General features: G+C 71.8%; 24 protein-coding genes. 8 read left to right on the top strand and 16 right to left on the bottom strand.

The genetic code is table 11. From position 1 onward, the window contains the following. Window positions 1-23: 23 nt before the first annotated feature. Window positions 24-1,040, bottom strand: coding sequence for a YlbL family protein (locus OIE47_RS18250; protein ID WP_326562678.1), 1,017 nt, complete (start codon window positions 1,038-1,040; stop codon window positions 24-26). Between the two features lie 182 nt (window positions 1,041-1,222). On the opposite strand from OIE47_RS18250, the gene OIE47_RS18245 reads away from it, so the two are divergent. Beyond that, window positions 1,223-2,452 carry a zinc-dependent metalloprotease gene (locus OIE47_RS18245; RefSeq protein ID WP_326563151.1) on the top strand — a complete coding sequence of 410 codons (1,230 nt, stop codon included), beginning with the start codon at window positions 1,223-1,225 and terminating at the stop codon, window positions 2,450-2,452. Window positions 2,453-2,480: 28 nt separating this feature from the next. On the opposite strand, the gene OIE47_RS18240 is transcribed toward OIE47_RS18245, so the two are convergent. Together OIE47_RS18240 and OIE47_RS18235 are read right to left on the bottom strand one after the other, a co-directional pair. Continuing rightward, window positions 2,481-3,080: a hypothetical protein gene (locus tag OIE47_RS18240; RefSeq protein WP_326562677.1), complete on the bottom strand. Its 600-nt coding sequence runs from the start codon at window positions 3,078-3,080 to the stop codon at window positions 2,481-2,483. A gap of 29 nt (window positions 3,081-3,109) precedes the next feature. After that, on the bottom strand, window positions 3,110-3,640 hold the full coding sequence (locus OIE47_RS18235; RefSeq protein WP_326562676.1) for a M48 metallopeptidase family protein: 531 nt from the start codon (window positions 3,638-3,640) through the stop codon (window positions 3,110-3,112). 513 nt (window positions 3,641-4,153) lie between these two features. Here OIE47_RS18235 and OIE47_RS18230 point away from each other — a divergent pair. The 3 genes from OIE47_RS18230 to OIE47_RS18220 all read left to right on the top strand — a co-directional run bounded on the left by OIE47_RS18230 (window position 4,154) and on the right by OIE47_RS18220 (window position 7,154). Further along, window positions 4,154-4,321, top strand: coding sequence for a DUF5679 domain-containing protein (locus tag OIE47_RS18230; protein WP_165436864.1), 168 nt, complete (start codon window positions 4,154-4,156; stop codon window positions 4,319-4,321). Window positions 4,322-4,561: 240 nt separating this feature from the next. After that, complete coding sequence (locus OIE47_RS18225) at window positions 4,562-5,635, top strand: ThiF family adenylyltransferase (protein WP_326562675.1); 1,074 nt, start codon at window positions 4,562-4,564, stop codon at window positions 5,633-5,635. 124 nt (window positions 5,636-5,759) lie between these two features. Further along, window positions 5,760-7,154, top strand: a complete 1,395-nt coding sequence (locus OIE47_RS18220; protein ID WP_326562674.1) for an ABC1 kinase family protein — start codon at window positions 5,760-5,762, stop codon at window positions 7,152-7,154. Between the two features lie 380 nt (window positions 7,155-7,534). Here OIE47_RS18220 and OIE47_RS18215 read toward each other — a convergent pair whose 3' ends face one another. From OIE47_RS18215 to OIE47_RS18205, 3 genes are all read right to left on the bottom strand, one after another. Then, window positions 7,535-7,900, bottom strand: a complete 366-nt coding sequence (locus OIE47_RS18215; RefSeq protein WP_326562673.1) for a WhiB family transcriptional regulator — start codon at window positions 7,898-7,900, stop codon at window positions 7,535-7,537. A 131-nt stretch (window positions 7,901-8,031) separates the two neighbouring features. Beyond that, on the bottom strand, window positions 8,032-8,286 hold the full coding sequence (locus OIE47_RS18210; RefSeq protein ID WP_326562672.1) for a hypothetical protein: 255 nt from the start codon (window positions 8,284-8,286) through the stop codon (window positions 8,032-8,034). 144 nt (window positions 8,287-8,430) lie between these two features. Then, window positions 8,431-10,656, bottom strand: a complete 2,226-nt coding sequence (locus OIE47_RS18205) for an ATP-dependent DNA helicase UvrD2 (RefSeq protein ID WP_326562671.1) — start codon at window positions 10,654-10,656, stop codon at window positions 8,431-8,433. Between the two features lie 76 nt (window positions 10,657-10,732). Here OIE47_RS18205 and OIE47_RS18200 point away from each other — a divergent pair, with 76 nt between their 5' ends. Further along, window positions 10,733-10,978, top strand: a complete 246-nt coding sequence (locus OIE47_RS18200) for a mycoredoxin (protein ID WP_326562670.1) — start codon at window positions 10,733-10,735, stop codon at window positions 10,976-10,978. 75 nt (window positions 10,979-11,053) lie between these two features. Here the strand turns inward: OIE47_RS18200 and OIE47_RS18195 are convergent, their stop codons facing one another. Then, window positions 11,054-12,325: an MFS transporter gene (locus OIE47_RS18195; protein ID WP_326562669.1), complete on the bottom strand. Its 1,272-nt coding sequence runs from the start codon at window positions 12,323-12,325 to the stop codon at window positions 11,054-11,056. A 32-nt stretch (window positions 12,326-12,357) separates the two neighbouring features. After that, window positions 12,358-13,011, bottom strand: a complete 654-nt coding sequence (locus OIE47_RS18190) for a winged helix-turn-helix domain-containing protein (protein WP_326562668.1) — start codon at window positions 13,009-13,011, stop codon at window positions 12,358-12,360. A gap of 260 nt (window positions 13,012-13,271) precedes the next feature. On the opposite strand from OIE47_RS18190, the gene OIE47_RS18185 reads away from it, so the two are divergent. The 3 genes from OIE47_RS18185 to OIE47_RS18175 all read left to right on the top strand — a co-directional run bounded on the left by OIE47_RS18185 (window position 13,272) and on the right by OIE47_RS18175 (window position 15,281). After that, entirely contained in the window at window positions 13,272-14,228 is a 957-nt protein-coding gene (locus tag OIE47_RS18185) for a helix-turn-helix domain-containing protein (RefSeq protein WP_326563150.1), read from the top strand. A 70-nt stretch (window positions 14,229-14,298) separates the two neighbouring features. Next, window positions 14,299-14,544, top strand: a complete 246-nt coding sequence (locus OIE47_RS18180; RefSeq protein ID WP_326562667.1) for a DUF397 domain-containing protein — start codon at window positions 14,299-14,301, stop codon at window positions 14,542-14,544. Window positions 14,545-14,975: 431 nt separating this feature from the next. Continuing rightward, window positions 14,976-15,281, top strand: a complete 306-nt coding sequence (locus OIE47_RS18175) for a hypothetical protein (protein WP_326562666.1) — start codon at window positions 14,976-14,978, stop codon at window positions 15,279-15,281. Window positions 15,282-15,436: 155 nt separating this feature from the next. On the opposite strand, the gene nudC is transcribed toward OIE47_RS18175, so the two are convergent. The 8 genes from nudC to OIE47_RS18135 form a co-directional block, all read right to left on the bottom strand. Further along, window positions 15,437-16,372: an NAD(+) diphosphatase gene (nudC, locus tag OIE47_RS18170; protein WP_326563149.1), complete on the bottom strand. Its 936-nt coding sequence runs from the start codon at window positions 16,370-16,372 to the stop codon at window positions 15,437-15,439. Between the two features lie 11 nt (window positions 16,373-16,383). After that, window positions 16,384-17,739, bottom strand: a complete 1,356-nt coding sequence (locus OIE47_RS18165; RefSeq protein ID WP_326562665.1) for a M16 family metallopeptidase — start codon at window positions 17,737-17,739, stop codon at window positions 16,384-16,386. After that, window positions 17,736-19,046, bottom strand: coding sequence for a M16 family metallopeptidase (locus OIE47_RS18160; protein ID WP_326562664.1), 1,311 nt, complete (start codon window positions 19,044-19,046; stop codon window positions 17,736-17,738). The genes OIE47_RS18165 and OIE47_RS18160 overlap by 4 nt, the downstream gene beginning before the upstream one ends. Window positions 19,047-19,055: 9 nt before the next feature. Further along, window positions 19,056-20,186 carry an LLM class flavin-dependent oxidoreductase gene (locus OIE47_RS18155; RefSeq protein ID WP_326562663.1) on the bottom strand — a complete coding sequence of 377 codons (1,131 nt, stop codon included), beginning with the start codon at window positions 20,184-20,186 and terminating at the stop codon, window positions 19,056-19,058. Window positions 20,187-20,338: 152 nt separating this feature from the next. Next, complete coding sequence (locus OIE47_RS18150) at window positions 20,339-21,727, bottom strand: FAD/NAD(P)-binding protein (protein ID WP_326562662.1); 1,389 nt, start codon at window positions 21,725-21,727, stop codon at window positions 20,339-20,341. A 200-nt stretch (window positions 21,728-21,927) separates the two neighbouring features. Further along, on the bottom strand, window positions 21,928-22,809 hold the full coding sequence (locus tag OIE47_RS18145; protein WP_326562661.1) for a hypothetical protein: 882 nt from the start codon (window positions 22,807-22,809) through the stop codon (window positions 21,928-21,930). Between the two features lie 106 nt (window positions 22,810-22,915). Further along, window positions 22,916-23,125 (bottom strand): hypothetical protein, encoded by a 210-nt coding sequence (locus OIE47_RS18140; protein ID WP_326562660.1) that lies wholly within the window; start codon window positions 23,123-23,125, stop codon window positions 22,916-22,918. A gap of 253 nt (window positions 23,126-23,378) precedes the next feature. Then, entirely contained in the window at window positions 23,379-24,683 is a 1,305-nt protein-coding gene (locus OIE47_RS18135; RefSeq protein WP_326562659.1) for a DEAD/DEAH box helicase, read from the bottom strand. Window positions 24,684-24,711 lie beyond the last annotated feature (28 nt).

The raw sequence follows: 24,711 nt of genomic DNA, 5'->3' as shown, positions 1-24,711 counted from the left end.
GAGCCGAAGGTGAGCGGGCCGGTTCAGCAGCGTGGCGGTTGGCCTCCGGTGCGCAACAGGTTCAACGCGTTCAGTGCGTCCTTGAGGGTGGCGATCCGGTACAGCGGCAGGCCCGGTTGGGGGTTGCGGGCCGCCTCCTCGCAGTTGTCCGCCGGCACCAGGAACGACACCGCGCCGGCCTGCTTGGCGCCGACCAGCTTCTGCGGGATGCCGCCGATCGGTCCGACGTTGCCCTCGTCGTCGATGGTCCCGGTACCCGCGATGATCTTCCCGCCGGTCAGGTCCTCGGGGGTCAGCTTGTCGATGATGCCGAGGGTGAACATGAGCCCGGCGCTCGGTCCCCCGATGTCGCCCAGGTCGATCTTCAGCTCGAACGGGTGCGGCTGCCGCTGCTCGATCTCCACCCCGATCCGGGGCGGCTGCCCGCTGGCCGCGGTGGTGGTGACCGTGGTGGTGCCGGGCGTGCCGCCGCGTACGAACCCGACGGTGAGGGCGGTGCCGGCCGGATGGGCCCGGACCAGCTCGGTGAGCCTGGTCGCGGTGGGCACCGGCTCACCGTTGACCGAGGTGATCACGTCGTCGACCTTGAGCCGGTCCACCGACGGGCCGCCCGCGGTGACGACCTTGACCGCGACCTGCACCGGGAAGCCCAGCTCCCGCAGCGCGGCGGTCTCGGCACTGGTCTGGGACGCGGTGAAGTCCTCGGCGTTGCGCTCGTCGACCTGCTGCTGGGTCTGCCCCGGCGGGTAGATCAACTCGCGCGGCACCACGGCCTCGGAGTCGGACAGCCAACCGGAGATGGCCGACAGCAGCCGTACGTCGGGCTGCACACCGACCGTGGTCAGCCGCAACTGCCCGGCCGAGGTGGAGGTCTCCCGGCCGGTCACCTGGATCACCTCCTTGCCGTCCTCGGTGCCCAGCGTGTTGACCGTCGGTCCGGGGCCGAGCACCACGTACGGGATGGGTGCTCCGATCACGCCGAGGCTGAGCAGGGCGGTGAGCAGCGCACCGAGCAGGACTGTGACCCCGCGACGTCTCATGCGCCAGAGCGTACCGAGGCCCCCCGGGGGTCCCGCCGGTCGAACCCCTTAGTTCTCCCTGAGCGCAACACCTGGACCGGCATCCGGGCCCCTCGCGCGCGTACCGTGGACGGGTGCCTGATATTCCGTTCGGCTTCGCGCTCCCGGGTGGCCAGCCGCCCGACCCCAACGACCCGCAGCAGATGCAGCAGTTCATGGCTCAGCTGCAACAGCTGCTCGCCGCACCGGGCAGCGGCCCGGTCAACTGGGACCTGGCCCGCCAGGTGGCGGCCAGCCAGCTCTCCTCGACCGGGGACCCGGCGGTCACCCCGTTCGAGCGACACGCCGTGGAGGAGGCCCTGCGCCTCGCCGACCTCTGGCTGGAGCCCAGCTCGGCGCTGCCCTCGGGCATCCAGACCTCGGTGGCGTGGAACCGGAACGAGTGGATCTTCCGGACCCTCGACGTGTGGCGCAAGCTCTGTGACCCGGTCGCCGGCCGGATGGTCGCGGCCATGGGTGACCTGGTGCCGCCGGAGCAGCGGGCCCAGCTCGGCCCGATGCAGTCGATGGTCGCCAGCCTCGGCGGTGCCCTCTTCGGCGGTCAGCTCGGCCAGGCGCTCGGCTCGCTCGCCGCCGAGGTCCTCTCGGCCGGGGACATCGGCCTGCCGCTCGGACCGGCCGGCACGGCCGCGCTGGTCCCGGCGAACATCCGGGAGTACGGCACCGGCCTGGAGTTGCCGGAGGACGAGGTACGCCTCTACGTGGCCCTGCGCGAGGCGGCCCACCAGCGCCTGTTCGGCCACGTGCCGTGGCTGCGCGGACACGTGCTCACCGCCGTGGAGATGTACGCCGCGGGCATCACGGTGAACCGGGAGGCGATCGAGGAGGCGATGGGTCGGGTCGATCCGACCAATCCCGAGTCGTTGCAGGAGCTGGCCCTGGAGGGGATCTTCACTCCGGAGGACACGCCGTCGCAGAAGGCGTCGCTGGCCCGGTTGGAGACCGCGTTGGCCCTGGTCGAGGGCTGGGTCTGCCATGTCGTGGACAACGCCGCCGCAGAGCGGCTGCCGAACGTGGTCAAGCTCGGTGAGGCGTTCCGGCGGCGCCGGGCGGCCGGTGGGCCGGCCGAGCAGACCTTCGCCGCCCTGGTCGGGCTGGAGCTGCGCCCGCGCCGGTTGCGGGAGGCGGCGGCGCTCTGGGCGGCGCTGACCGAGCACCGGGGCATCGCCGGCCGGGACGCCATCTGGGGACACCCGGACCTGCTGCCCTCGGGTGAGGACTTCGCCGACCCGGAGGGCTTCGCCCGCGCCCAGCTCGACCTCGACGAGTTGGACAGCTTCGACTTCACCCAGCCCGGCGGGCCCAAGGGCGGCGACCAGGGCGACAACGAGGGCGAGGGCCCGGAGCAGCCCGGGGACAAGAACCCCTCCTGACCGCCCGTGACGTGCCTCTCCGCCCCCGTCAGGGGGCGGAGAGCAGCGCCCTGGTGGTGTCCCACCCCTCGACGGCGGGATCCAGGGTGGCCAGCTCCGCTGGGCTGCGCAGGCGACGCCAGCCCGGCGTGACCGCCACCTGGGCCGGGTCCGGCGCGGCGGCCCGGAGCGCGTCCGCGTCCGCGGTGTCCAGGTCGATCTCCGACAGCCAGTCCGGCGCGGGCAGCCGCGCTGCCACCCCGAACAGCCCTGGTCCCGGCGCCGCGGGGGCGACCGCGACACTCCGGCTGGTCAGCGGCCGGAGCAGCTTGCCCAGGATCAGGCCGGGCAGGTCGGGGGCGTCGGCGACGATCACCGCCGCCTGGTCGTACCCGTCGGCGGCAGCGGCGGCAAGAGCGGCACCCACGGTACGGGCCGGCAGGTCGTAGATCGGCATCCCCGGCCAGACCACCGCGTCGGCCAGCGCCCGCTGCTCGGCGGTGGCGGCGATCGCCGGTTCCACCTCGCTGAGCGTGGCGATCAGGTCGACCACGTCCTCGGCGAGGGCGGTCTGCCAGCGGTTCGGGTCGGTTCCGGGGGGCGACCAGCGCACCGGCCCCAGCAGCGTTACCAGCAGTCGTCGGGCCATCCGGTGACCCTAGCCGGGCGCTCCCGCGCTCAGTCGGTGAGGTTGACCCCGGCGGCGGCCGCGACCCCCTCCAGGTATCCCCGGGCCCGCTCAGCCTTGGGATAGCGCCCCACCAGCGCCCAGAACCGGGCGTTGTGACTCGGTACGACGAGGTGGGTCAGCTCGTGCAGCAGGACGTAGTCGATCACCCAGTCGGGCATCTCCTGGATCCGGTGCGAGATCCGGATGGTCCGGTCGGCGGGCGTGCACGAGCCCCACCGCCCGTTCTGGTTGGTCACCCAACGCACGCTCGCCGGGATCGCGGCCCGCCCGTGTTCGGCGAGGTAGCGGTCGATCAGCCGCTGCGACCGCAGCAGGAGGTCGTCGTCGGAGCGACCGGTGCGCTCCTCCCTGGCGGCCAGCCGGGCGAGCATCTTGTCGACCCACTCGCTCTCCTCGGCGCGGGAGAACTGGTCCGGGATGAGCACCACGACCCGCTCGCCGTCCCGGTACGCGGACACCGTCCGGCGCCGGCGCTCACTGCGCCGTACCTCGACGACCGGCTTGCGCGCCACAGCCATTACCGGTTCGCGACAGCCCGGGTTTCATTCACGAAGGAAAACTAATGCGTAGTGACCAGGGGACCGCAAGAGTCAACCCGTCAACACGCGCCAGGAAAATCCCGGTTAGCGGCCTGCCGTCCGAAAAAAATATTTGATCGGCCCCTCGGCGGGACCCGCGCCGGGGGCTGACCGGTGCGTACACGAGGGCAACCGGTGGGCGTCCCCACGGTAAACGATCAACCTGAGCGCTCCTCACGGGTACCCCCGGAATGACGTTCTGAAGGCATTCAACCGGCGTGTCCCTGCGAAACTGACTTATCCGACCTATTCCGGCATGCACACTCTCGTCGTCGGCTTACTCACAGTGCCGGCGCATTGCTGACATGGAACCGCCCGCACCTGGGTAGGGTCCGCCGGACCGGCGGTCACACAGTCGTGATCGCGGAGAAACCCCAGCGCCAGGGCTTGGAGGCCCGCCGCCGGGCACCCGTCGGGTGAGCCAGCCGACGGGATAGGACGAGGAGGGGCACCGTGGCCGAAAAGGCCCAGACCTACAACGGTTACTGCGTGAAGTGCAAGGAAAAGCGCGATTTCGAGGGCAACGTCGAGGTGTCCAAGACGGGCATGAACATGGCCAAGGGCAAGTGTCCCGTCTGCGGCACCACGGTCAACCGGATCCTGGGCAAGGCCAAGGTCTGAACGACCGAGGACGAACCCGCTCGCGGGGGTTGGGGCGGCCACCCGGCCGCCCCTTCCCGTACCCGCGGGTTACGGGCACTGTCGCGGTACGGACACCGCGCGTCATGTCCCGACGGCGACAGAAGTTACCCGTCAGTTGTGGATAACCCGCCAAGTCCTGTGGATAGTGCACGGCAGGGCCGGGCACGCCTGTGGATAACGATCGACCGACCGTTCGGCAACGATGACAGCGTGTCACCCATGACACGTACCACGCTCCCCCGGCCCACCCTCCTTCCCGGCCTGGCCAGGCTCTGGCGCGACCGGCACACCCTGCAACTCGGCCTCGATCCCAGCCGCGCCGTCCTGCTCGAAGTGGCCAACCCCGGTGCCGCCCGACTGCTCGACCTGCTCGACGGCACCCGCAGCGAACGGGCAATCCTGGACCAGGCCGTACGACTCCAGGTCAGCCGCGACGACGCCCGTACGCTGATCGACACCCTGCGCGCCGCGGGCCTGGTCGTCGGGGCACACACCCTCCTCCCGGCGGACCTGCCCGAGCCGGCCCGGCGACGGCTCTCCAGCGAGGCGGCGGCGATCGCCCTGCGCGGCCCGGACGCCACCGCCACCCCCGCCCAACTGCTGCGTCGGCGTCGCGCCGCGCGGGTCGTGGTGACCGGCCGGGGCCGGCTCGGCGGCCCGATCGCGGTCGCCCTCGCCCAGGCCGGCGTCGGCCACGTGCACCCCGACCTCGACGGTCGGGTCGAGGCCGACGACGTGACCGGTACCGGGCCGGCCGCCACGGACGTGCACCGGCCCAGGGCCGAGGCGGTCGCCGACGCCATCACCCGCGCCGCTCCCGGCACCGAGACCCGACCGGTCCGGCGCGGCCACGCCAGCCTGGTGATCCAGCTCGGCGCCGACCGCCCGGCCAGCCTGCTCGCCGCCGGGTACGCCCAACGCCGGCAGGCGCACCTGCTGCTGAGCCTGCACGACGGCGTACCCGTGGTCGGGCCACTGGTCCGGGCGACCGGTGCCCCCTGCCTCAACTGCCGCGACCTGCACCGGCGCGACCGCGACCCGGGCTGGCCGGAACTCGCGGCACAGCTCGCCGCCGACCCCGCGCTCCAGGCATGCAGCACACCCACCCTGATCGCGGCGGTCGGCTACGCGGCCGGCGAGGTCCTCGCCTTCCTCGACGGCGGCGTGCCGGAGACGATCGGTGCGGCGGTGGAGATCCGGACACCGGGGCGGTTCCGGCGCCGGACCTGGCCCCCGCACCCCGACTGCGGGTGCGGCACCCGCCGCCGGAAACCACGGTCCCCGGCGGTGTAGCAGGCGTCATCGGGGGCGCATCTTGCGGCCTCGGCACAAGGAATATCGGTCAACCGGGGCCAGGGTGGCCCGAGCCACCCGCTGACGGCGGTCGTGACCACCGAAAGTCGGTAACAATGATCTGGTGACCGACATCCCACGCCGGGCCGTCTCCCGGACCGCCAAGCTAGCCGCCCTGCCGCTCGGCTTCGCCGGTCGGACCGTGCTCGGCGTCGGTAAGCGGGTCACCGGCCTCGCCTCGGAGGTGATCTCGGCCGAGATCCAGCAACGTACGGCCGAACAACTCTTCAGCGTCCTCGGGCAGCTCAAGGGCGGCGCGATGAAGTTCGGCCAGGCGCTCTCGGTGTTCGAGGCCGCGCTGCCGGAGGAGATCGCCGCGCCGTACCGGCAGGCGCTGACCAAGCTCCAGGAGTCGGCTCCGCCGCTGCCGGTGGCGAGCGTGCACAAGGTCCTGGCCGAACAGCTCGGACCGGACTGGCGGTCGTACTTCCTGGAGTTCGACGACAAACCGGCCGCGGCGGCGAGTATCGGGCAGGTGCACCGGGCCATCTGGAACGGGCCGCCGGTCGTACCGGCCGGCACCCGGCGGCGCGGCACCAAGGCCAAGGCCGCCGCGACCGGTCGACCGGTCGCGGTGAAGGTGCAGTACCCCGGTGCCGGCGACGCCCTGCTCGCCGACCTCAAGCAGCTCTCCCGGCTCGGCAGCATGTTCCGGGCCATCCAGCCCGGACTGGACATCAAGCCGCTCCTCGCCGAGCTGCGCGACCGGATCAGCGAGGAACTCGACTACGAACTGGAGGCGGAGTCGCAACGGGCCTTCGCCGCCGCGTACGCCGGTGACTCGGAGATCTTCGTGCCGGAGGTGGTCGCGGCGAGCCCCCGGGTGCTGGTCACCGACTGGGTCGAGGGCATCCCGATGTCCCAGATCATCGCCTCCGGCACCGAGGAACAGCGCAACCAGGCCGGGCGGCACCTGGCCACCCTGCACTTCTCCGCGCCCGGTCGGGCCGGGCTGCTGCACGCCGACCCGCACCCGGGCAACTTCCGGCTGCTGCCGGACGGCCGGCTCGGCGTGATCGACTTCGGCGCGGTGGCCCGGCTGCCGGGCGGGCACCCCGAGCCCGTCGGCCGGCTGGTCCGGTTGGCCCTCGCCGGGGAGGCCGAGGCCGTGGTCGCGGGCCTGCGCGGCGAAGGCTTCATCAAACCGACCGAGGTGATCGACGCCGAGGCCGTGCTCGACTTCATCATGCCGGTGCTCGAACCGCTCTCGGTGGACGAGTTCCGCTTCACCCGCGCCTGGCTGCGGGTCGAGGCCGGACGGCTGACCAACCCGAGGTCACCGGCGTACCAGTTGAGCCGGCAGCTCAACCTCCCGCCGTCGTACCTGCTGATCCACCGGGTCACCCTCGGCTCCATCGGGATCCTCAGCCAGTTGGAGGCGAAGGCACCGTACCGGGCCATCGTGGAACGCTGGCTGCCCGGTTTCGCCCCGCCTGCCAGCACGGCGGAAAACGACTAGGGACGAGAACGAGCCGAGGGCGGATCCGGGTGCTGGGAAGCACTCTCGGATCCGCCCTCGGTCATTCGGGCCGCTCGGTGACGACCGGCGGGACGGTCAGCGGGACCGCCCGCTCATCAGCGGGCGGCTCGCCGGATGGTTAGTAGAGCCCCTGCTCGCGGGCGGCCCGACGGTGGGCCTCGATTGCGATGACACGGGCGGAACGGGTTGCCTCAGTGCGCGTGGTGTGACGACCGGCCTGAGGCAGTCGCATTCGAGCACGTGACAACGCTTCTTGGATGAGATGCATCTCTTCGACTCCGTTTGGATTCTGGATCGCGGTGTTCGGGTAAACGTTCGATACCGGCAGGATGCCGGCGTACGACTGGATCGGGTTCATGTCAGGCCGCCAACCGGACAGCGCCGCGCGACTCGGACAGCCCATCGGCCGCCAACCGCGCCTCGGCCTCGACCCGCAGCATCACGTCACGCGCGACGTCCTCCTTGCGCGGACGGCCACGGGGCCGCTTGCGCGGAACAACCGCGCCACGCTCGAAGATCTCGCCGCCCCAGACGCCCCACGGCTCCGCTCGGTCCACCGCACCGGAGAGGCACTCGACGCGCAGCGGGCAGTCCCCGCAGAGCGACTTTGCCAGTTCCAGCTCGGTGGGCGAGTCGGCGAACCACAGGTCGGGGTCGAACTTCCGGCAGGGCAGATTCGCCTCCAGCTCAACGGTCAGGTCAAGTGGAGCCAACGCCAGACTCATGGCCCGGTCACCTCTCTCTCGCTTCGATCTCGTGGATCGCTGTCCTACGTACTTGTGGCGAAACAAAAACTGAGGCCGCGGATCCCGGTAAGCGGGTTCCGCGGCCTCGAGGTGAGCCGGTGGTCTGTAGATCAGACCGGCCTTCCTCGAGGTGGAACACCGCGAACATCCATCCGCTTCTTGGCCAGCTGGATGCCTTCGCCCGTGAAGCCACTCGTGCCATTGATCCCCGCGGACGCGGCAACCCGGACCAGCTCGGCCTGGACCGGAGCCTGGTGCGCCTGGGGAACCAACGGAGTACCGACGGTCAGCAGAGTCCTGGCCGTCGACACCGGTGCGAGAACAGTCAGCGATGCCGACGGTCGCTCGTAGCGGTAGATCTCCATGGGACTCGCCTCCTGTCTCACACTCGTCGCCAACATCACGATGTTGCCGAAAACCGTTGTTACCCCTCTTGAGCAGGCCTTTAGCCCCTGCTCGCGAGGTGTGCCTTGAGGCTATTCCTCATCCGGGGGCGAGGGCAAACGGTTTTACGGCTCGATTGTCGAAGTTTTTTCCGGGCCCAACTCGTCCACTGTCGCGCCGCCCACCAGAGCGAGCACCGCCTCGCCGTACAGGCCGAGCTTGCGGGGGCCGATTCCGGCGATCGCCAGGAGCCCGTCGACGGCACCCGGACGGCGTTCCGCCAGCGCGGTCAGGGTGGCGTCGGTGAACACCACGTACGCAGGGACTTTCTGGGCACGGGCGACCCGTGAACGCCAGTCGAGCAGGCGGGCGTACAACTCGTCGTCGAGATCCGACGGGCAGTCCGAGCAGCGCCCCAACTTGCGGTCCACCCCGGCGAGCAGGGTGGCCCCGCAGATGCGGCAGGAGATGACCCGGTTCCGTCGCGGGTCGGGTTTCCGACCGGCGACCGCACCGGTCGGGCTCGCCGCCCGCTCGCCGCCGGAGCGGTCGAGCTGCGGCAGGAACCGGGACGGGCGCCGGGGCCGACCACCGGGCGAGCGGGCCGAGGCGTACGAGAGCCAGAGCCACTCCCTGGCCCGGGTCACCCCGACGTAGAGCAGCCGCCGCTCCTCCTCCACCTGCTCGACCGTCTTCGCGTACGTGGTCGGCAGGGTGCCGTCGGCGAGCCCGACCAGGAACACCGCGTCCCACTCCAGCCCCTTCGCCGAGTGCAGCGACGCCAGCGTCACCCCGTCCACGGTCGGTACGTGCTGCTGGGTCGCCCGGCGCTGCAACTCGGTACAGAAGTCCGCCAACGACACCGCCCGTTCCACCCACCCGACCGGGTCGCTCGCGACTGCGGGGCTCGCAAGCCCACTCCTCGCGGTCGCCGCCGCGGCGTCACCGATCGGCAGCAAGTTCGGGGTCCTCGCGTACTCCTCGGCGAGCTGGACCAGCGCGGCCAGGGCCTCCCAGCGCTCCCGTGCCGCCCCACCGGGCGGGGGCTGTTCGCGGGCCCAGCCGACCGCGGAGAGCGCGTCGACGACCGCCTCGACCAACGGGGTCTCGGCCGGCGTCGAGCGCACCGCCGAGCGGAGCGCGATCATCGCCTGGCGCACCTCGGTCCGCTCGAAGAACCGCTCGGCCCCCTGCACGAGGTACGGCACCTCGGCCTCGGCCAGTGCCTTCTCGTACGCCTCCGACTGCGCGTTGGTACGGAACAGGACGGCGATCTCCCGGGCCGGCGTACCGGAGGCGATGAGCTGCCGGCAGCGGGCGGCCACCGCGGCGGCCTCGGCCGGCTCGTCGGGGAAGATCCGCAGATCGGGCTCGGGTCCGGGGGACCGCTGACCGACCAGTTCCAGCCGGAGCTGCGCCTCGGTGCCACGGGCCTGCCGGATCACCGCGTTGGCGAGTCCGACCACCTGCGGGGTCGAGCGGTAGTCCCGGACCAGCCGGACCACCACCGCGTCCCGCCGCCGACGCGGAAAGTCGACCAGGTACGCCGAGGTCGCACCCGTGAACGAGTAGATCGTCTGGCTGGCGTCGCCGACCACGGTCAGGTCGTCCCGCCCGCCGAGCCAGGCGTCCAGCAGTCGCTGCTGCAACGGGTTGACGTCCTGGTACTCGTCCACCACGAAGTGCCGGTACTGGGCGCGTACCTGCTCCCCGACGTCCGGGTGCTCCTCGATCCCCCAGACCGCGGCGCGCAGCATGTCCTCGAAGTCGATCACCCCGTTGGCGCGCTTGACCTGCTCGTACGCGGCGAAGACCTCGGCCACCCGAGCCGGGTCGTGCGGTGTCTCGCGCAGCGCCTTGGCCGCCGCCACCACGTACTCGGCCGGCTCGACCAGCGAGGACTTGGCCCACTCGATCTCACCGGCGAGGTCCCGGGCGGCAGCCCGGTCCGTACGCAGCCCGGATCGTGCGGCGGCGAGGGTGACCAGCCGTACCTTGCTGTCCAGCAGTTCCGGCATAGGCCGACCCTCCAGCAGCCGGGGCGCGAAGTAGCGGACCTGGCGCAGTGCCGCCGCGTGGAAGGTGCGGGCCTGTACGCCGCCCACCCCGAGCGCGGTCAGCCGGGCACGCATCTCGGCGGCGGCGCGGGCGGTGAAGGTGACCGCGAGCACATGTCGGGCGGCGATCTCCCCGGTGAGCGCACGATGGGCGATCCGGTGGGTGATCGCCCTGGTCTTGCCGGTGCCCGCGCCGGCCAGGATGCAGACCGGACCGGCCGGCGCCGTGACCGCGGCGCGCTGCTCGGGATCCAGCCCGGCCAGCACCCGTTCCGCGCTTGAGTCAACCGCCACAGCTAGGAATCATCGCAGTCGGCTTCGGCGTTGCAGCGATTAGCCTGTCGATCGACGACTACTGGAGGACCTGATCATGCTGACCATGTACTCGACGTCCTGGTGCGGCTACTGCCACCGGCTCAAGTCCCAGTTCGATCGGGAGGGGATCGCCTACCAGGTGGTCGACATCGAGCAGGACCCGAAGGCGGCCGAGTACGTGATGAGCGTCAACAGCGGCAACGCCACCGTCCCCACCATCCTCTTCCCCGACGGCACCGCCCTGACCAACCCCTCCATAACCCAGGTCAAAACCCACCTCTCCACCCCCACCACCGCCTAACCCCCACCCCCACCACCTCGTTGATCATGAAGTTAGCGACGCGACACGCCGAACAGCAGGTCGCTAACTTCATGATCAACGAGGCGTGACAGCGGGGGTGGGGTCCGGGTTGGGTGGGTAGGTGGGGATCGGCGGGAGAGGGAGAGGGGGCGGGGGCGGGAGCGGGGTGGGGGGTGAGAGGTGGCGGCCCAGCCAGAGGAAGCGGGCCACGGCGAGCATGGCGACCGCCATCAGGGCGAAGAGCAGGCGGTAGTCGACCACCCCGACCAGGACCGCACCGAGCCCGATGGACAGCGACTGCGGGCCGCTGATCAGCGCCTCTGACGCCGCCGCGACCCGGCCGACCAGCGGCACCGGCGTACGTCGCTGGGTCAGCGTGTTGAGCGAGACGATCACCAGCGGCAGGGCGAAGCCGGCCATCACCATCGCCACGAACCCGAGCAGGAGATTCGGCTGGACCAGGGCGAGCACCGCCGGCGCGAAGATCGCCACCCCGGTGGCCAGCGCACCGACCTCGCCCAGCCGGCCGACGATCGTCGCCGACGACAGGCCGCCGAGCAGCCCACCGATCCCCTGCACGGTGAGCAGTACGCCGACGAAGGCCGGCGGTTGGCCGAGCCCCCGATCGACGTAGGCGAAGATCAGCGACTCGCTGAAGCCCAGCACCAGCATGGTCATCGCGGTCCCGGACACCCCCCGCCGCAGCGCCAGGTCGTCGAACATGTGCCGTACGCCGGCTCCGATCTCGGCCAGCCACCCCGGCTGCCGCGGGGCGGGTGCGTCCTCGCGTACCCGCATCCGGCTGACCGCGGCGGCCGCGGTGAGGAAACCCAGCCCGCCGAGCGTGGCCAGGGCCCAGCCGCCGACGCCCGCGTAGAGGGCCGCTCCGGCCAGCGGGCCGACCAGCCGCAGTCCCTGTTTGACCGTCTGGAGCGCACCGTTCGCCTCGGCCAGCAGGTCACCCGGGACGATCTCCTTGATCAAGCCGATCAGGGTCGCACTGAGCGCGACGTAGGAGAGCCCGTAGAGGGCGCTCACCCCGTAGATGATCCACACGTCGTCCCGGTCCCGGACCGCGTAGAGCGGGGTGAGCAGCGCCGCGGTGCCCAGGTTGACGGCGATGAAGAACACCCGTCGGCGGAACCGGTCCACCATCCAACCGACCAGCGGCGCGAGCCCCATCGGCGCGACGATCGCGAAGATGGTCGCCCCGGCCATCCCGTCGGAACCGGTCAGGTCCTTGACCCAGATGGCGAGAGCCAGGAGCAGGATCGACTCGGCGACCATGCTGGCGACGAGCCCTCCGAAGAGGAGGCGGAAGTCGGGGCGGCGGAGGATGGCACGCATGGCGAGGGGTCCCTTCGTGCGCGGCAGCGGCCCTAGCCGTCGTCCGCGTCAATCGGCTCGGGCGGCCGAGCCGGCACGCCCCAGGCGATGAACCGGACCGGTCGCGAACCGGGTGGTCGGGCTTCGGGGTCCGTCAGGCTCGGCAGCCGGCGGGAGAGCAGCTCGGTGATGGCCTCGCCGATCTCGGTGAGCTGCGCCGGCGTGCACCAGCCCATCGACTGGGTGAGGAAACCCGCCTCGCGCCACTGTGGCGTCTCCTCGTGCCGACCGCCCAGCCACTCGCGCAGCGCCCGGTATTCGAGGTCGAGCAGCACCTGATGGGCGGCGGTGCCGGCCCGTGACCCCGGATCGGCGTCGACGTGGTCCGGCTCCGGATCCGCGTACGCGGGCTCGACATCGTCCGTACGGGACGGGTCGCCCGGTCCCCAGCGGTACGGCTGGAGCACGATCCGCCAGGGACGTTGCCGTCCGGTGCCGCCGCCGGCCTCCTCGACGAAGCCGTAACGGGCCAACTGACGCAGATGCCAGGAGCAGTTCGCGGGGCTCTCGCCGACCTGTTCGGAGATCTCCGTCGCGGTGGCCGGACCGGAGAGCGCGACCACGTCGAGGATGCGCAACCGCAGCGGGTGGGCCATGGCACGCAGCATCCGTGGATCCCGGATGTCCCGGACGGCCGGTTGCGGCATGGCCGGAAGCGTAGCTTTCGAAAGCTTTCTTTGGAAAGAGATCCTTTCTTGGACACGCCGGGACCCCAATTCCGCACCGGAGTGCGACGGCCGGCATACTGACCGTGGGGGGCAGTCTGAAGCGGTCATCGCCCGGCACAACCGGGCTCGACACACGATGTCCGGCGTCCGCCGGGCTCGAAACGATCGAGAGCGAGGACCAGTTGCCTCCAGCTCAGTCCAACTCGGCCGACTCCAAGTCGGCCGTGCCCAGCCCGCTGATGCGTCGTCGCCGGCTCGGTGCCGAGTTGCGTCGCCTGCGCGAGTCGGCCCGGCTCACCGGCGACCAGGTGATCGAGCAGATCGGCTGGGCATCGGCATCGAAACTGTCCCGACTGGAGAATGGTCGAAGCCGACCCGATCCACAGGACGTCATGGTCCTGCTGGAGCTATACGGGGTCACCGGGCCACTCCGCGAGGATCTCGCCAACATCACCCGGGAAGCCGGGGACGTACGGAGCTGGCTGCGCTCGTACCCGGTGATGACGCCACGGCAGCGCAGCTTCGCGGAATTCGAGGCCGGCTGCGCCGACATCCGCGAGTACAGCCCGGTCGTCGTGCCCGGCCTGCTCCAGACCAGGGAGTACGCCCGGACCCGGATCATCTCCTTCCGCCCGCTCGGCAACCACTCGACCGACGCGGAGAAGTCGGACGTGGAGGATCCGGAAACCGAGGTCGAGGCCCGGATGGCCCGGCAGGCCCGGCTGATCCACGAGACCCACCCGCCGCGCTACTCCGCCGTGATCGAGGAGGCGTCGCTCAGCCGCCGGGCCGGCTCACCGGAGGTCGTACGCGGGCAGCTCAACCAGCTCTGCAAGCTCGCCGCGTTGCCGAACGTGACGTTGCAGGTGCTGCCGAGCCAGGCGCGGATCGCCAACTGGTACCTGCCGCACACCGGCTTCTCGCTCTACCGGTTCGCCGACCCTCAGGATCCGGAGACGCTGGCGATCGAGGGACACCTCACCAATCAGGTGCTCACCGATCGCGACGAACTCGACCGGTACACCGTGGTCTTCGACTGGCTCCAGTCCGCCGCGCTGACCGCCGAGGACACCCTGACGTGGCTGGCCGACGCGGCCGGACGGGTCTCCAGCGAGCCGGGCCGGAGTTCGTTGGGTCGCGGCTCGACGACACCGCCGATCCAGCGTCGGCGGACCGAACGCCTGACCGACCAGTGACTCGTCGCGGCCGGACGCCGTTGGAGGGACGGCCACCCGTCACGATGCACCAGTCAGGTAGGAGCTGACCATGAACACTGCCTGTTCGTCCCCGGTGCCGGACCCGCTCGGCGAGCACCTGGCCGGCGCCGCCTGGCGGACCAGTTCGCGCAGCCAGACGTCCAACTGCGTGGAGGTCGCGCCGCTCGGCGACGATCGGGCACCGGTGGCACTGCGCGACAGCAAGGACCGCGGCGGGCCGGTGCTGGTATTCGCCCGTACCGGTTGGTTGGACTTCATCGCCGGCGCCAAGGACGGCGAGTTCGACCTGAACTGACGTCCCGTCATCGAGGGCTGCCTGCCGCGTGTGACCGCGCGAGCCGGCAGCCCTCGACGTGTCCGATCACGAAACCGGGCCGCCCCCCGACGAACCGGCGGCCCCGGAACGTCTCCGCTCGCGGGCCGGTGGTGACGGAGCGGTCATCGGCCTCTGTGGAACCGTCCGAAGCGCTCAGTCACCTTTCGCCGCAACGGATCCGGCTCCCCGGCGCTCCTCCGGGGCGCCCGGTCGGTTGCTGATCCACTGTGACACCACCACTGAGCAGGCATCACCCGAATGGCTGACCCGCAAAACCAATCAGCGCGTATCACTTGCCGGCGACGCTCCGGTGCGTAACATGACGAGTGGAACTACGTGGAAGTTCCACGGAGCAACTCCACTCAGTAGTTACACGATCATCATCCGTCACGGTTCATCCGGAGACGCCCATGCGGTTTCTGATCGTTCGCACCGACATCCGTACCGCGGCCGACGACGACCTGGCCTCGATCTGGGCCGGCGGTGGCCGGCTGCGCGACGAGCAGACCGCGCCCGAGAACCGCCGTCAGATCGTCCGCGCGGACGATCGCGACGCCGCCCTGATCCTGGCCCGCGCGCTGTCCACCGTCGGGGCCGTACGCTCCGGCCGGCAGCGGGTCAAGGTGGTGCCGCTGCGCGAGCCCGAACTGAAACCCCACGCCGAGTGGCGGGAACAGCCGGGGACAACCGGCCCGCCACCACGCACCACCCGATAGACGACCGCCGTACGCCGGCCCGGCTCCCCCGCCGTGCACCACGCCACAGCCGGCCTCGGCGGCCCATGATCTTGGCCCGTGACCGCCGCGGCAACGACGGTCACGGGCCAAGATTGTCCTGCGGGAGCATCAGGGGCCCAGAGGAACGCGGCGGTTCAGGCCTCGTCCAGCCACCGGTGGATCAGGTAGAGCGCGATCGACGAGGGCGGCGGCAGCCCCACCCGCAGCTCCGCGTCCGCGTCGACCCGGGCACCGGCGAGCACGTCGGTGATCTCCCGACGGCTGAACCAGCGGGCCTGGGCGATCTCGGTCGGATCGACCCGTACCGGCTGCGCCGGGTCGGCCCGAGCCAGGAAGCCCAGCATCAGCGAGCCGGGAAAGGGCCAGGCCTGGCTGCCCGCGTACGCGAGGTGGTCCAGGCCGATGCCGACCTCCTCGGTCACCTCGCGGTGCACCGCCGCCTCGGCCGACTCACCCGGCTCGACGTACCCGGCCAGGCAGGAGAACCGGCGGACCCCGTCGCGCGGACGCCAGGCCGCGTTGTTGCCGAGCAGGCACAGCCCCTCCGGACCAGGCTTGCCGTCATGCACCAGCACGATCATCGCCGGATCGGTACGCGGCCAGACATGGTTGCCGCCGTCGTCGACCCGCGACCAACCCGCCTCGATCACCTCCGTCGGCAACCCCGTGGTCGACGAGTACGCGTGCCGCGCGTGCCAGTTCCCCAGCGCCACCGCCGTGGTGAACAGCCCCGCGTCGGAGTCACTGAGCAGGTGCCCCACGTCGCGCAGCGACACCGCCCTGGTGTCCGGCAGCACCGGCAGCGGCGCGTCGACCGCGAAGACCGGGGTGCCGTCCGGCTCCACCCCGAGGAAGAGCCGACCGAGGGCGTCCTCCGGCACGTCCGAGGCCGCCAGCAGCAGCAACGTCGGTTGGTCGGTGTCCGGGCCGGCGAGCGCCCGACCGCCACCGGCGATGTCCACCACCAGGATCCGGGCCCGCTCCCAGGCGGCGGCCAACCACTCCGCATCGGCCCGCCGGTGCGCCGCCCGGTCGAGCGTGGTCCGGGCCAACGGTGGCCCGTCCGCCATCTCCATCCAGGTCACGACGCCGTGGCCGCCGGCTCTACCGGGGTCAGCGCGGCGAGCGGCCCGGCGATCCGCGCCGCGTCACCGAGTACGACGGTGACCGCACCCGCCGGAGCCAGGTACTTCGCCGCCGCCGCGGCCACCTCGTCCCGGGTGACCCGGGCCAACCGGGCCGAGTGCTCGGCCAGGTAGTCCAGCCGCAGCCCGTAACCGGCGTACACGCTGGCCACCGCCGCCAGTCCGGCCTGCGTCGACACGCCGAGCTGCAGGGTGCCCAGGGCGTACTGGCGGGCCTGCTCCAGCTCGTCCTCCTTCGGCGGCAACGAGGCCAACCGGCCCAGCTCGTAGATCGTCTCCAGCAGGGCCGGACCGGTCACCTCGGTCGCCACGTCGGCCGCCACGATCAGGGCCGAACCGGCGACACCGTGCTCGATCACCGAGTGCGGCCCGTACGTGTAACCCTTGTCCTCGCGGATGTTCTCCACCCAACGGGACGAGAAGTACCCGCCGAAGACCAGGTTCGCCAGGTGCAGCGCGGCATGGTCCGGATGCGTACGCGGCACCGCCGGCAGCGCCATCCGCAGCGACGACTGCACCGAGTCCGGGCGGTCCACCAGCACCAACGGCCCCGGTGTCAGCGCCGGCGCGGGCGGCAGTTCGAGCGCCCGCCCCGCACCCTTCCACCGGCCGAGGGTGGCCTCGGCGGCGTCCAGCGCCCGCTCCGGCCGTACGTCACCGACGATGACCAGGACCGCGCCGTTCGGGTGCACCCGATCGGTGTGCAGGGTACGCAACTGGCCCGGCCGGACCGCCCGTACCTGCTCCGGTTCCGGGGTCTGCACCGCGTACGGGTGCTTGCCGTACATCCGGTGCAGCAGCGCCTCCCGGGCCAGGTGCGACGGCTGGCTCTTGGCGACCTGGATGTGGTCGATCATCCGGTCCCGCTCGTTGGCCACCTCGTCGGACGGGTAGGCCGCGTCGGTGAGCACCTCGGCGAGCAGTTCCAGAATCCGGTCCAGGCCGGTGACCAGCCCGTTGCCGGAGATCATCAACCGGTCCGGGTCGGCACCGGCGGCCAACCCGCCGCCCACCTTCTGCAGCTCGGAGGCGATGTCCAGGTTGGACATCGTGCCGGTGCCGGAGAGCAGGGTCTGGGAGAGCAGCACCGCGCGGGCCAGCGGTGCCCGGCCGAACGGCACCCAGAGGCGTACCTCGACCAGGGGCACCGAGGGCCGTCGGACGGCGATCACGGTCAGCCCGTTGGGCAGCGTCCGTTCCGCCTGGGTGGGCACCTTGAGCTTGCGGGTCGGGCCCAGCGCGGGCAGGGCGAGCTTCGCCTCGTCGCCGGTGGAGCTGTTGGTGCCGTTCACTTCGCTCCTCCGGGGATGACCTCGACGGCCGCCCGACGCTCCGGACGCAGGGTCGCGGCGGCTGCCCGTACCTGCTCCTCGGTGACCTCGCCGAGCAGCCGGGGCAGGTCGTTGATCAGTTCGGGGGCGCCGCGCTGCTGTTCGAGCACGGCCATCTGCAACGCCCGGCCGAGCACCGCGTCGGTCCCCCGCAGCAGGTGCGTCGCCATCCGGGCCTGGGTACGGGCCAACTCGCCGTCGACCAGCCCGTCCACCGCGATCCGGGACGTCTCCTCGTCGATGGTGCGCAGCACCTTCTCCACGTCACCGCCGGGCGGCAGGTGTGCCTCCACCAGCAGCGCGGTGGGGTCCCGTACGCCGAACGGCTCACCCATGAAGCCCAGGTAGCCGCCGATGCTGGTGACCGTACGGTCGCGGAGGACCAGCCGCTCGACCAGCCGGGAGGCGTCGCCGTCGGTCAGGACCTCGGCCAGCACCACGTACGGCAGGTAACCGGCCAGGTCGGCGACCGGGTCCGGCACCCGCCACGCCGCCGCGACCGCGGGCAGCGGCGCCAACCGGTCCGAGTACGACTGCCGCCGCTCGGCGGTCAGGTCCGGCTCGGCGAAGTCGGGCCGGATCGGCGCCGGTCGCGCCGGTACGGAGTCGAAGTGCCGGGCGACCAGTTCCCGGGTCTGCGCCACGTCCAGGTCCCCGCCGATCGCGAGTACGGCGTTGCCGCAGGCGTAGTAACGGTCGAAGAACTCGGCCGCCTCGTCGACGGTGACGCTCTCCAGGTCGTCGAAGGAGCCGTAGCCGTCGTGCGCGTTCGCGAAGGTGTCGAACATGATCGGCGGCAGCCGCAGCCAGGGGAAACCGCCGTACGGGCGGTTGAGGACGTTGACCCGGATCTCCTCCTTGACCACGTCGACCTGGTTGCGCAGGTTCTCCTCGGTCAGCCGGGGACCGCGCATCCGGTCGGCCTCGAGGAAGAGGGCGCGTTCGAGGGCGTTGCTGGGCAACGTCTCGAAGTAGTCGGTGTAGTCGAGGTGGGTGGAGCCGTTGAACGTGCCGCCGGCGCCCTGCACGTACCTGAAGTGGGCCAGCTTCTCCAGGTTCGCCGAGCCCTGGAACATCAGGTGCTCGAAGAGGTGGGCGAAGCCGGTCCGGCCCTCGGGTTCGGATCGGATGCCGACGTCGTAGACGACCGCCACACCGATCACCGGGGCGCTGCGGTCCTGGGTCAGCACCACCCGCAGACCGTTGTCGAGGGTGAACCGCTCGACCGGATACTTCGTTGCTGGAATCTTTGATCTCCGCGCCGCCACGACCCGACCCTAGCGCGTCCCCACACCCGCGTGCGGCGCCGTTGCCCCGACCGGGGACAGCGGATCGACCGCCGCGCCGATGCGGGTGAGCGGAAGCACCTCCCGGCCGACCCGGTACGCCTCCTCCAGGTGTGGCCAGGCGGAGAGGACGAACTCGTCGACGCCGAGCGCGGCGTACTCGTCGAGCCGGGCGGCGACCTCGGCGTAGCTGCCGACGAGCGCGGTCCCGGCGCCCTCGCGGACCAGGCCGACCCCGGCCCAGAGGTTCGGTGCGATGGTGAGCCCGTCGGTGGTGCCGGCGTTGAGCGCGGCCATCCGGGCCTGGCCGACCGAGTCCATCCGGGCGAACCGGGCCTGCGCGGCGGTGATCCGGGACGGGTCCATCCCGGCGAGCAGCCGGTCGGCCTCGGCCCACGCCTCGTCCGCGCTCTCCCGGGCGATGACGTGCAACCGCAGACCGGTACGGAGCACCCGGCCGTGTTCGGCGGCGAGCCGGCGGATCCGGGCGACCCGTTCGCCGATCGCGGTCGGCGGCTCGCCCCACATCAGGTACACGTCGGCGAGCCGGGCGGCCACCGCCTCGGCGGCCGGGGAGGCTCCCCCGAAGTAGATCGGCGGCGGCTCGGCCAGCGGGGTGGACAGGCCGCCGCGCTCGATCCGGTAGTGCTCGCCGGAGTAGTCGAACGGCGTACCCTGCCAGGCCAGCCGGAGCACCTCCAGGGCCTCGGCGGTCCGGGCGTAGCGGGCGTCGTGGTCGAGGAAGTCGCCGTACGCCCGCTGCTCGGCCGGGTCGCCGCCGGTGACGATGTTGATCGCCAGCCGACCGTCGGAGATCGCCTGGAACGCCTCGGCCTGCTGGGCGAGCAGGGTCGGCAGGGCGAACCCGGCCCGGACCGCGACCAGTAGCCGCAGCCGGGTGGTGTGCCGGGCGACGGCGGCGCAGACGATCCAGGGGTCGGGGCACCCGGAGCCGACCGGGGTCAGTGCCGCGGTGAAGCCGGACTCCTCGGCGGCCCTGGCCACCCGGCTCAGGTAGTCCACGCTCGCCACCCGGTCGTGCCGGGCGGCCCCGGCCCGTACGGTCGCGGCACCCACCTGGTGACCGTCGCCGGAGGTGGGGAGGAACCAGTGGAAGGTCACGGTCTGCTCGCCTCCCGCGCCGGGGCGCGCTCGGTGGATCGGATCTCTATCTCCGTAAGTCCTACTAGTTAGATAGGGATCTTGTCCAGAGGCATTCGTGCTGCCGGACAGACGGGGCTCGATCCGGCGTGCGGTGATCGGCGATCCGCGCGTCAGGCGGTGGCGACGAGTGGGCTGGTCACCCCGTCGAGGGCGGCGAACCGGTACGCGATGCCCCTGGCCTGGCCACGGATCTCCGGTACGGCGGTGGTCTCCCAGAGCCGGCCCCGGCGCGGTGAACCGAGGGTCCAGAGCGGGGCGGTGGGCGTACCGTCGCGCCCCAGGACCGCACCGGCGTGGTCCACGTCCAGCCCGAGCCCGTACGGCCCCGGGCGGGCGAGACCGTCGGCCAGCAACTGCCGTACCAGGGGGTCCGCCGAGGCGGGCAGCCGACCCGGACCGGTGCAGTTGACCACCGCGCCGTACCCGTCGAGACGGTTGTCGGCGCCCGGCATCGGGGCACGGTGCCCGAGCCGTACGTTCAGTCCGCCCTCCGACCTCGGCTCGATCGCCTCCACCACGGCCGCCCGTACGGCCAGCCGGCCGGTGTCCCGCAGCCGCCCCACCTCGTCGGCGATCTCCGGGGCCATCCGGTGCCGGTGCACCTCCCAGTGCCGGGCCAGGTGCCGCAGGAACCGGTCCCGGTCCGCCGACGAGAACCCGGCCCAGTAGGTGTCCAGCCGGGGACGCAGCCCATCGACCACGGCCCGCCAGTCGGCACCCGCCTCGACCAGGGCACGAACCTGGCGGACCAGCCGACGCAGCGACTCGGGCGCCTGCGGCAGCACGGTCGGGACCGGTGCCGGCGGGCCCGGCCGGTGCTGGGCGTTCGGCAGCAGCCCGTGCCGGGAGACGGCGACCATCGGGCCCCGGTGGCCGGCGGCATCCAGGCTCAGCGCCACGTCGACCGCGGTGAGGCCGGTGCCGACCAGCAGTACCGGCTGGTCGGGCGGGACCGTGTCCAGTGCGCCGGGCAACCACGGGTCGCGCACGTAACCCGATCCCCGCGCACCCGAGGCCGGCCACCGCTGCGCCGGGTCCGCCGAGGCAGGGGCCCCGATCGCGAGTACGGTCCGGTCGGCGGAGAGCCACTCGCCGGATTCGAGTTCGGCGCGCACCCGCCCACCGGTGTCGACGATCCGGCGTACCCGGTCCCGGACGATCCGCAGCCGACCCGGCGCGTCCCGCCCGACCGCGCCGAGTACGTCCCGCAGGTAGTCGCCGTACCAGCTCCGGGGCATGAAGTCACCGGCGGCGACGGCCGGGCGGCGGACCCGACACCAGTCGACGAAGTCGCCGGGCGCGTCCGGGTCGGCGCTCATCGTCCCGGCGGGTGAGTTGAGCAGGTGCCACGGCTGGGCCGCCGGCCCGTACGCCACTCCGGTGCCGGGGGACGCGGCCGGATCGACCATCGTCACCGAGGCGGCGGTGTGCCGCAGGAGTTCCCGGCTGACCAGCACGCCGCTACAGCCACCACCCACCACCAGCACCGTCCGGCTCATCCCGCCGCCCCTCGATGTTGATCTGGAAAATCCTATGCAGAAAGTAGGAGATCAACGACCTCGCCCGCTAGCGGTCGTGACAAATTCGGCGGGATCCGGAGGACGAATGCGGGACACTCCGGACGGCACCGACGGAAGAACCGTACCCAGGACGACCACCCGCCCCGACCGTTTCGGCGCAGTTCGGTGTCGGCGTGGCGTCAGATCGGGCGGACCGACGCGAGCGCGTCGTCGACCACCCAGTCAAGCTCGCGGTGGGTGCCCGGAATGGAGACGTAGAAGACCGCGGCGGTGGCCCGGCCGACGTCGATGCAGGCGACCGCGGCCAACTCGTCGGTCGCCTTGAGCCCCGGCCGGCTGAAGTGCAGCCGGAACACGGTCACCCAGGCGGGCCGACCACCGAGCAGGGTCCGTTCGTCGCGGAGCAGTTCCATCCGGCTCGGCTGCGGGTAGTACTCGGCCCGCACGTCGGCGGCCACCTGCCGGCCGACGCACTCCAGGTCGAAGGTGAGGGCGTCGTTCTCGGCGGCCGGCACGGCGGCGGAGAGGATCGACGCATGGTAGTCACTGAAACCGTCGTACGCCGACTCGGTGACGAAGTGCTGCCCCACCCGGTACGGCACCTCGAGCATGCCCGCGTTCCACTCGGTGTCCCACGGCAGCCAGGGTGCCCCGTACTCGGTGTAGGAGATGCCCGCCTCCTCGTCGACCGTACGCGGCCCCACCGCCGGCACCACGGTTGCCGGCGGTGACGGCGCGGCCTGCGGTGATGCGGTGGATGGTGGGCACATCCGGGCCAGTGGCGGCCGGGTGTCGGCCGGGGCGGAGAAGTCGTCACCGAACAGGTGCGGATCCGAGCCGAGGGTCATCACCAGCACCACCGCCAGGCCGGTGACCAGGACCGCACCGGCCGCTCCGGCGAACCACCAGAGGCGGTACCGTTCGCGCCCGACCGGTGCCGGCGGCGCCACAGGGGACGGATCCCCGACGGGCGGGCCACCGAGCCGGGTCACCGGGCCGGCCGCCCATGCCGTACCCGGCGTGGGCCGGGACGGCGGCTCGGGTGGCATCGCGGGAGGCATCTGCTCTAGTCAACACCAGCATCCGACGTGTCGCCGACCAGCCCTCACGGCTGACGGTCACTTTCGGATCCGGGCCACACGTCGAGTCCGGGCAAACCGTCTCAGTTCAACCGGAGCCGACGAGGTTCGGCTCGACGGTGTCGGCGGCGCGGGGCGGTGGGGCCTGCAACTCGACCACGTGTGGACGGCTGGGCCCGGCCGGTGCGTCGTACCAGGGGGTGAAGGCGGCGATCAGGGCGAGGAGAAGTCCACTGAGGGCAACCGCGAGCACAACGAGGATTTCTCGTACCGCCCCCGGTCCGGCAGTCAAGATCATGACGACCTCCCCATCGGGAACCCGTCGACCAGCCCGCCAGCTCCCCAGGGAACAGGATCACCCATGACCGGACACATCGCAGTCATCCATCGGACGCAATCCGATGACCCGATCGGCTTCCCACCCCCGCCCCCTCGCCCACCCCCTCCGCCGATCCGGACAGAAGGGGGCTTGTGGATCTTCTAGGGCAACCATTCACCCTGGAACGACGAGCGGGGAAGCGGGGAGGAAGCAGAAGGGCGGAGGGGGTGGATCAGACGGCGCGGGGAGCGGCGGGGCGGCGCGGGCGACGGGTACGACCCGAGCCACGGTGCTGCGCCCGGGGCGACGCGCCGCCGGCCTGGTTGGGAGCCTGGGCGGGCTTCGGCGCGACGACCGTGACCGGTACGCCGGACGGTACGCGAGCACCGGTCACCCGGACCAGCTCCGCGTCACCCGGCCGGACCTGCGCCGACTCCGGACGGATCCCGGCGGTGGCCATCAACCGGGCCATGTCCCGGCGCTGGTCGGGAGTGACCAGCGTCACGACGGCACCGGACTCGCCGGCCCGCGCGGTACGACCGCCCCGGTGCAGGTAGTCCTTCGCCTCCGTCGGCGGGTCCACGTTCACCACCAGGTCCAGCCCGTCGACGTGGATGCCACGGGCCGCCACGTCGGTGGCGACCAGCGCGGTCACCTGGCCGTTGCGGAACTGCTCCAGCACCCGGGTCCGCTGCGGCTGCGACTTGCCCCCGTGCAGCGCCGCGGCGCGTACGCCACTGGCCAGGAGTTGCCGGGCCAGCCGGTCGGCGCGGTGCTTCGTACCGGTGAACAGGATCGTCCGGCCCTCACGGGCGGCGATCTGGGTCGTGGTGGCGGCCTTGTCGGCCGCGTCGAGGTGCAGCACGTGGTGGGTCATCGCGGTAACCGTGGCGGTCCCCGGATCCACCGAGTGCGACACCGGGTCGGTCAGGAACCGGCGGACCAGCCGGTCGACGCCCCGGTCCAGGGTGGCGGAGAAGAGCATCCGCTGCCCGTTCGGCGCGACCTGCTCCAGCAGCCGGGTGACCTGGGGCAGGAACCCCATGTCGGCCATCTGGTCGGCCTCGTCGAGCACGGTGATGGTGACCTGGTCGAGCCGGCAGTCACCCCGGTTGGTCAGGTCGGCGAGCCGACCCGGCGTGGCGATGACCACCTCGGCACCGGCGCGCAGGGCGTCGGCCTGGCGCTGCAGCGAGAGGCCGCCGACCACGGTGACGCAGCGCAGGTTGACCGCGCGGGCGTACGGGGCGAGCGCGGTGGTCACCTGCTGGGCCAGCTCGCGGGTCGGCACCAGGACCAGGGCCAGCGGCTGACCGGGGCGGGCCCGGCGACCGGCGGTACGGGAAAGAAGCGGAAGCCCGAACGCGAGCGTCTTGCCCGATCCGGTGCGGCCCCGACCGAGTACGTCCCGACCTGCGAGCGAGTCGGGCAGCGTGGCGGACTGGATCGGGAAAGGCTCGGTGATGCCGTTCGCCACCAGCGCGGAACGCAGCGCGGGGGCGAGGGCGTCGGTGAACGACGCGATGGCATGAGTCATGGATAGCACCTTCCTCAAGGGCGGCACG

The sequence above is a fragment of the Micromonospora sp. NBC_01796 genome (genome assembly GCF_035917455.1).
Classification (GTDB): domain Bacteria; phylum Actinomycetota; class Actinomycetes; order Mycobacteriales; family Micromonosporaceae; genus Micromonospora_G.
Note: the sequence above shows the minus strand (reverse complement) of the source record. Positions and strands in the feature narration are given on the sequence as shown.

Excerpts from the sequence above, each read along its gene's own strand:
- OIE47_RS18215 (WP_326562673.1), bottom strand. The coding sequence starts at position 7,900 with ATGAGTCTGGCGTTGGCTCCACTTGACCTGACCGTTGAGCTGGAGGCG.
- OIE47_RS18210 (WP_326562672.1), bottom strand. The coding sequence starts at position 8,286 with ATGGAGATCTACCGCTACGAGCGACCGTCGGCATCGCTGACTGTTCTC.
- OIE47_RS18195 (WP_326562669.1), bottom strand. The coding sequence starts at position 12,325 with ATGCGTGCCATCCTCCGCCGCCCCGACTTCCGCCTCCTCTTCGGAGGG.
- OIE47_RS18145 (WP_326562661.1), bottom strand. The coding sequence starts at position 22,809 with ATGCCTCCCGCGATGCCACCCGAGCCGCCGTCCCGGCCCACGCCGGGT.
- OIE47_RS18240 (WP_326562677.1), bottom strand. The coding sequence starts at position 3,080 with ATGGCCCGACGACTGCTGGTAACGCTGCTGGGGCCGGTGCGCTGGTCG.
- OIE47_RS18135 (WP_326562659.1), bottom strand. The coding sequence starts at position 24,683 with ATGACTCATGCCATCGCGTCGTTCACCGACGCCCTCGCCCCCGCGCTG.
- OIE47_RS18200 (WP_326562670.1), top strand. The coding sequence starts at position 10,733 with ATGCTGACCATGTACTCGACGTCCTGGTGCGGCTACTGCCACCGGCTC.
- OIE47_RS18175 (WP_326562666.1), top strand. The coding sequence starts at position 14,976 with ATGCGGTTTCTGATCGTTCGCACCGACATCCGTACCGCGGCCGACGAC.
- OIE47_RS18150 (WP_326562662.1), bottom strand. The coding sequence starts at position 21,727 with ATGAGCCGGACGGTGCTGGTGGTGGGTGGTGGCTGTAGCGGCGTGCTG.
- OIE47_RS18225 (WP_326562675.1), top strand. The coding sequence starts at position 4,562 with ATGACACGTACCACGCTCCCCCGGCCCACCCTCCTTCCCGGCCTGGCC.
- OIE47_RS18190 (WP_326562668.1), bottom strand. The coding sequence starts at position 13,011 with ATGCCGCAACCGGCCGTCCGGGACATCCGGGATCCACGGATGCTGCGT.
- OIE47_RS18140 (WP_326562660.1), bottom strand. The coding sequence starts at position 23,125 with ATGATCTTGACTGCCGGACCGGGGGCGGTACGAGAAATCCTCGTTGTG.
- OIE47_RS18235 (WP_326562676.1), bottom strand. The coding sequence starts at position 3,640 with ATGGCTGTGGCGCGCAAGCCGGTCGTCGAGGTACGGCGCAGTGAGCGC.
- OIE47_RS18245 (WP_326563151.1), top strand. The coding sequence starts at position 1,223 with ATGCAGCAGTTCATGGCTCAGCTGCAACAGCTGCTCGCCGCACCGGGC.
- nudC (WP_326563149.1), bottom strand. The coding sequence starts at position 16,372 with ATGGCGGACGGGCCACCGTTGGCCCGGACCACGCTCGACCGGGCGGCG.
- OIE47_RS18250 (WP_326562678.1), bottom strand. The coding sequence starts at position 1,040 with ATGAGACGTCGCGGGGTCACAGTCCTGCTCGGTGCGCTGCTCACCGCC.
- OIE47_RS18180 (WP_326562667.1), top strand. The coding sequence starts at position 14,299 with ATGAACACTGCCTGTTCGTCCCCGGTGCCGGACCCGCTCGGCGAGCAC.
- OIE47_RS18185 (WP_326563150.1), top strand. The coding sequence starts at position 13,272 with ATGCGTCGTCGCCGGCTCGGTGCCGAGTTGCGTCGCCTGCGCGAGTCG.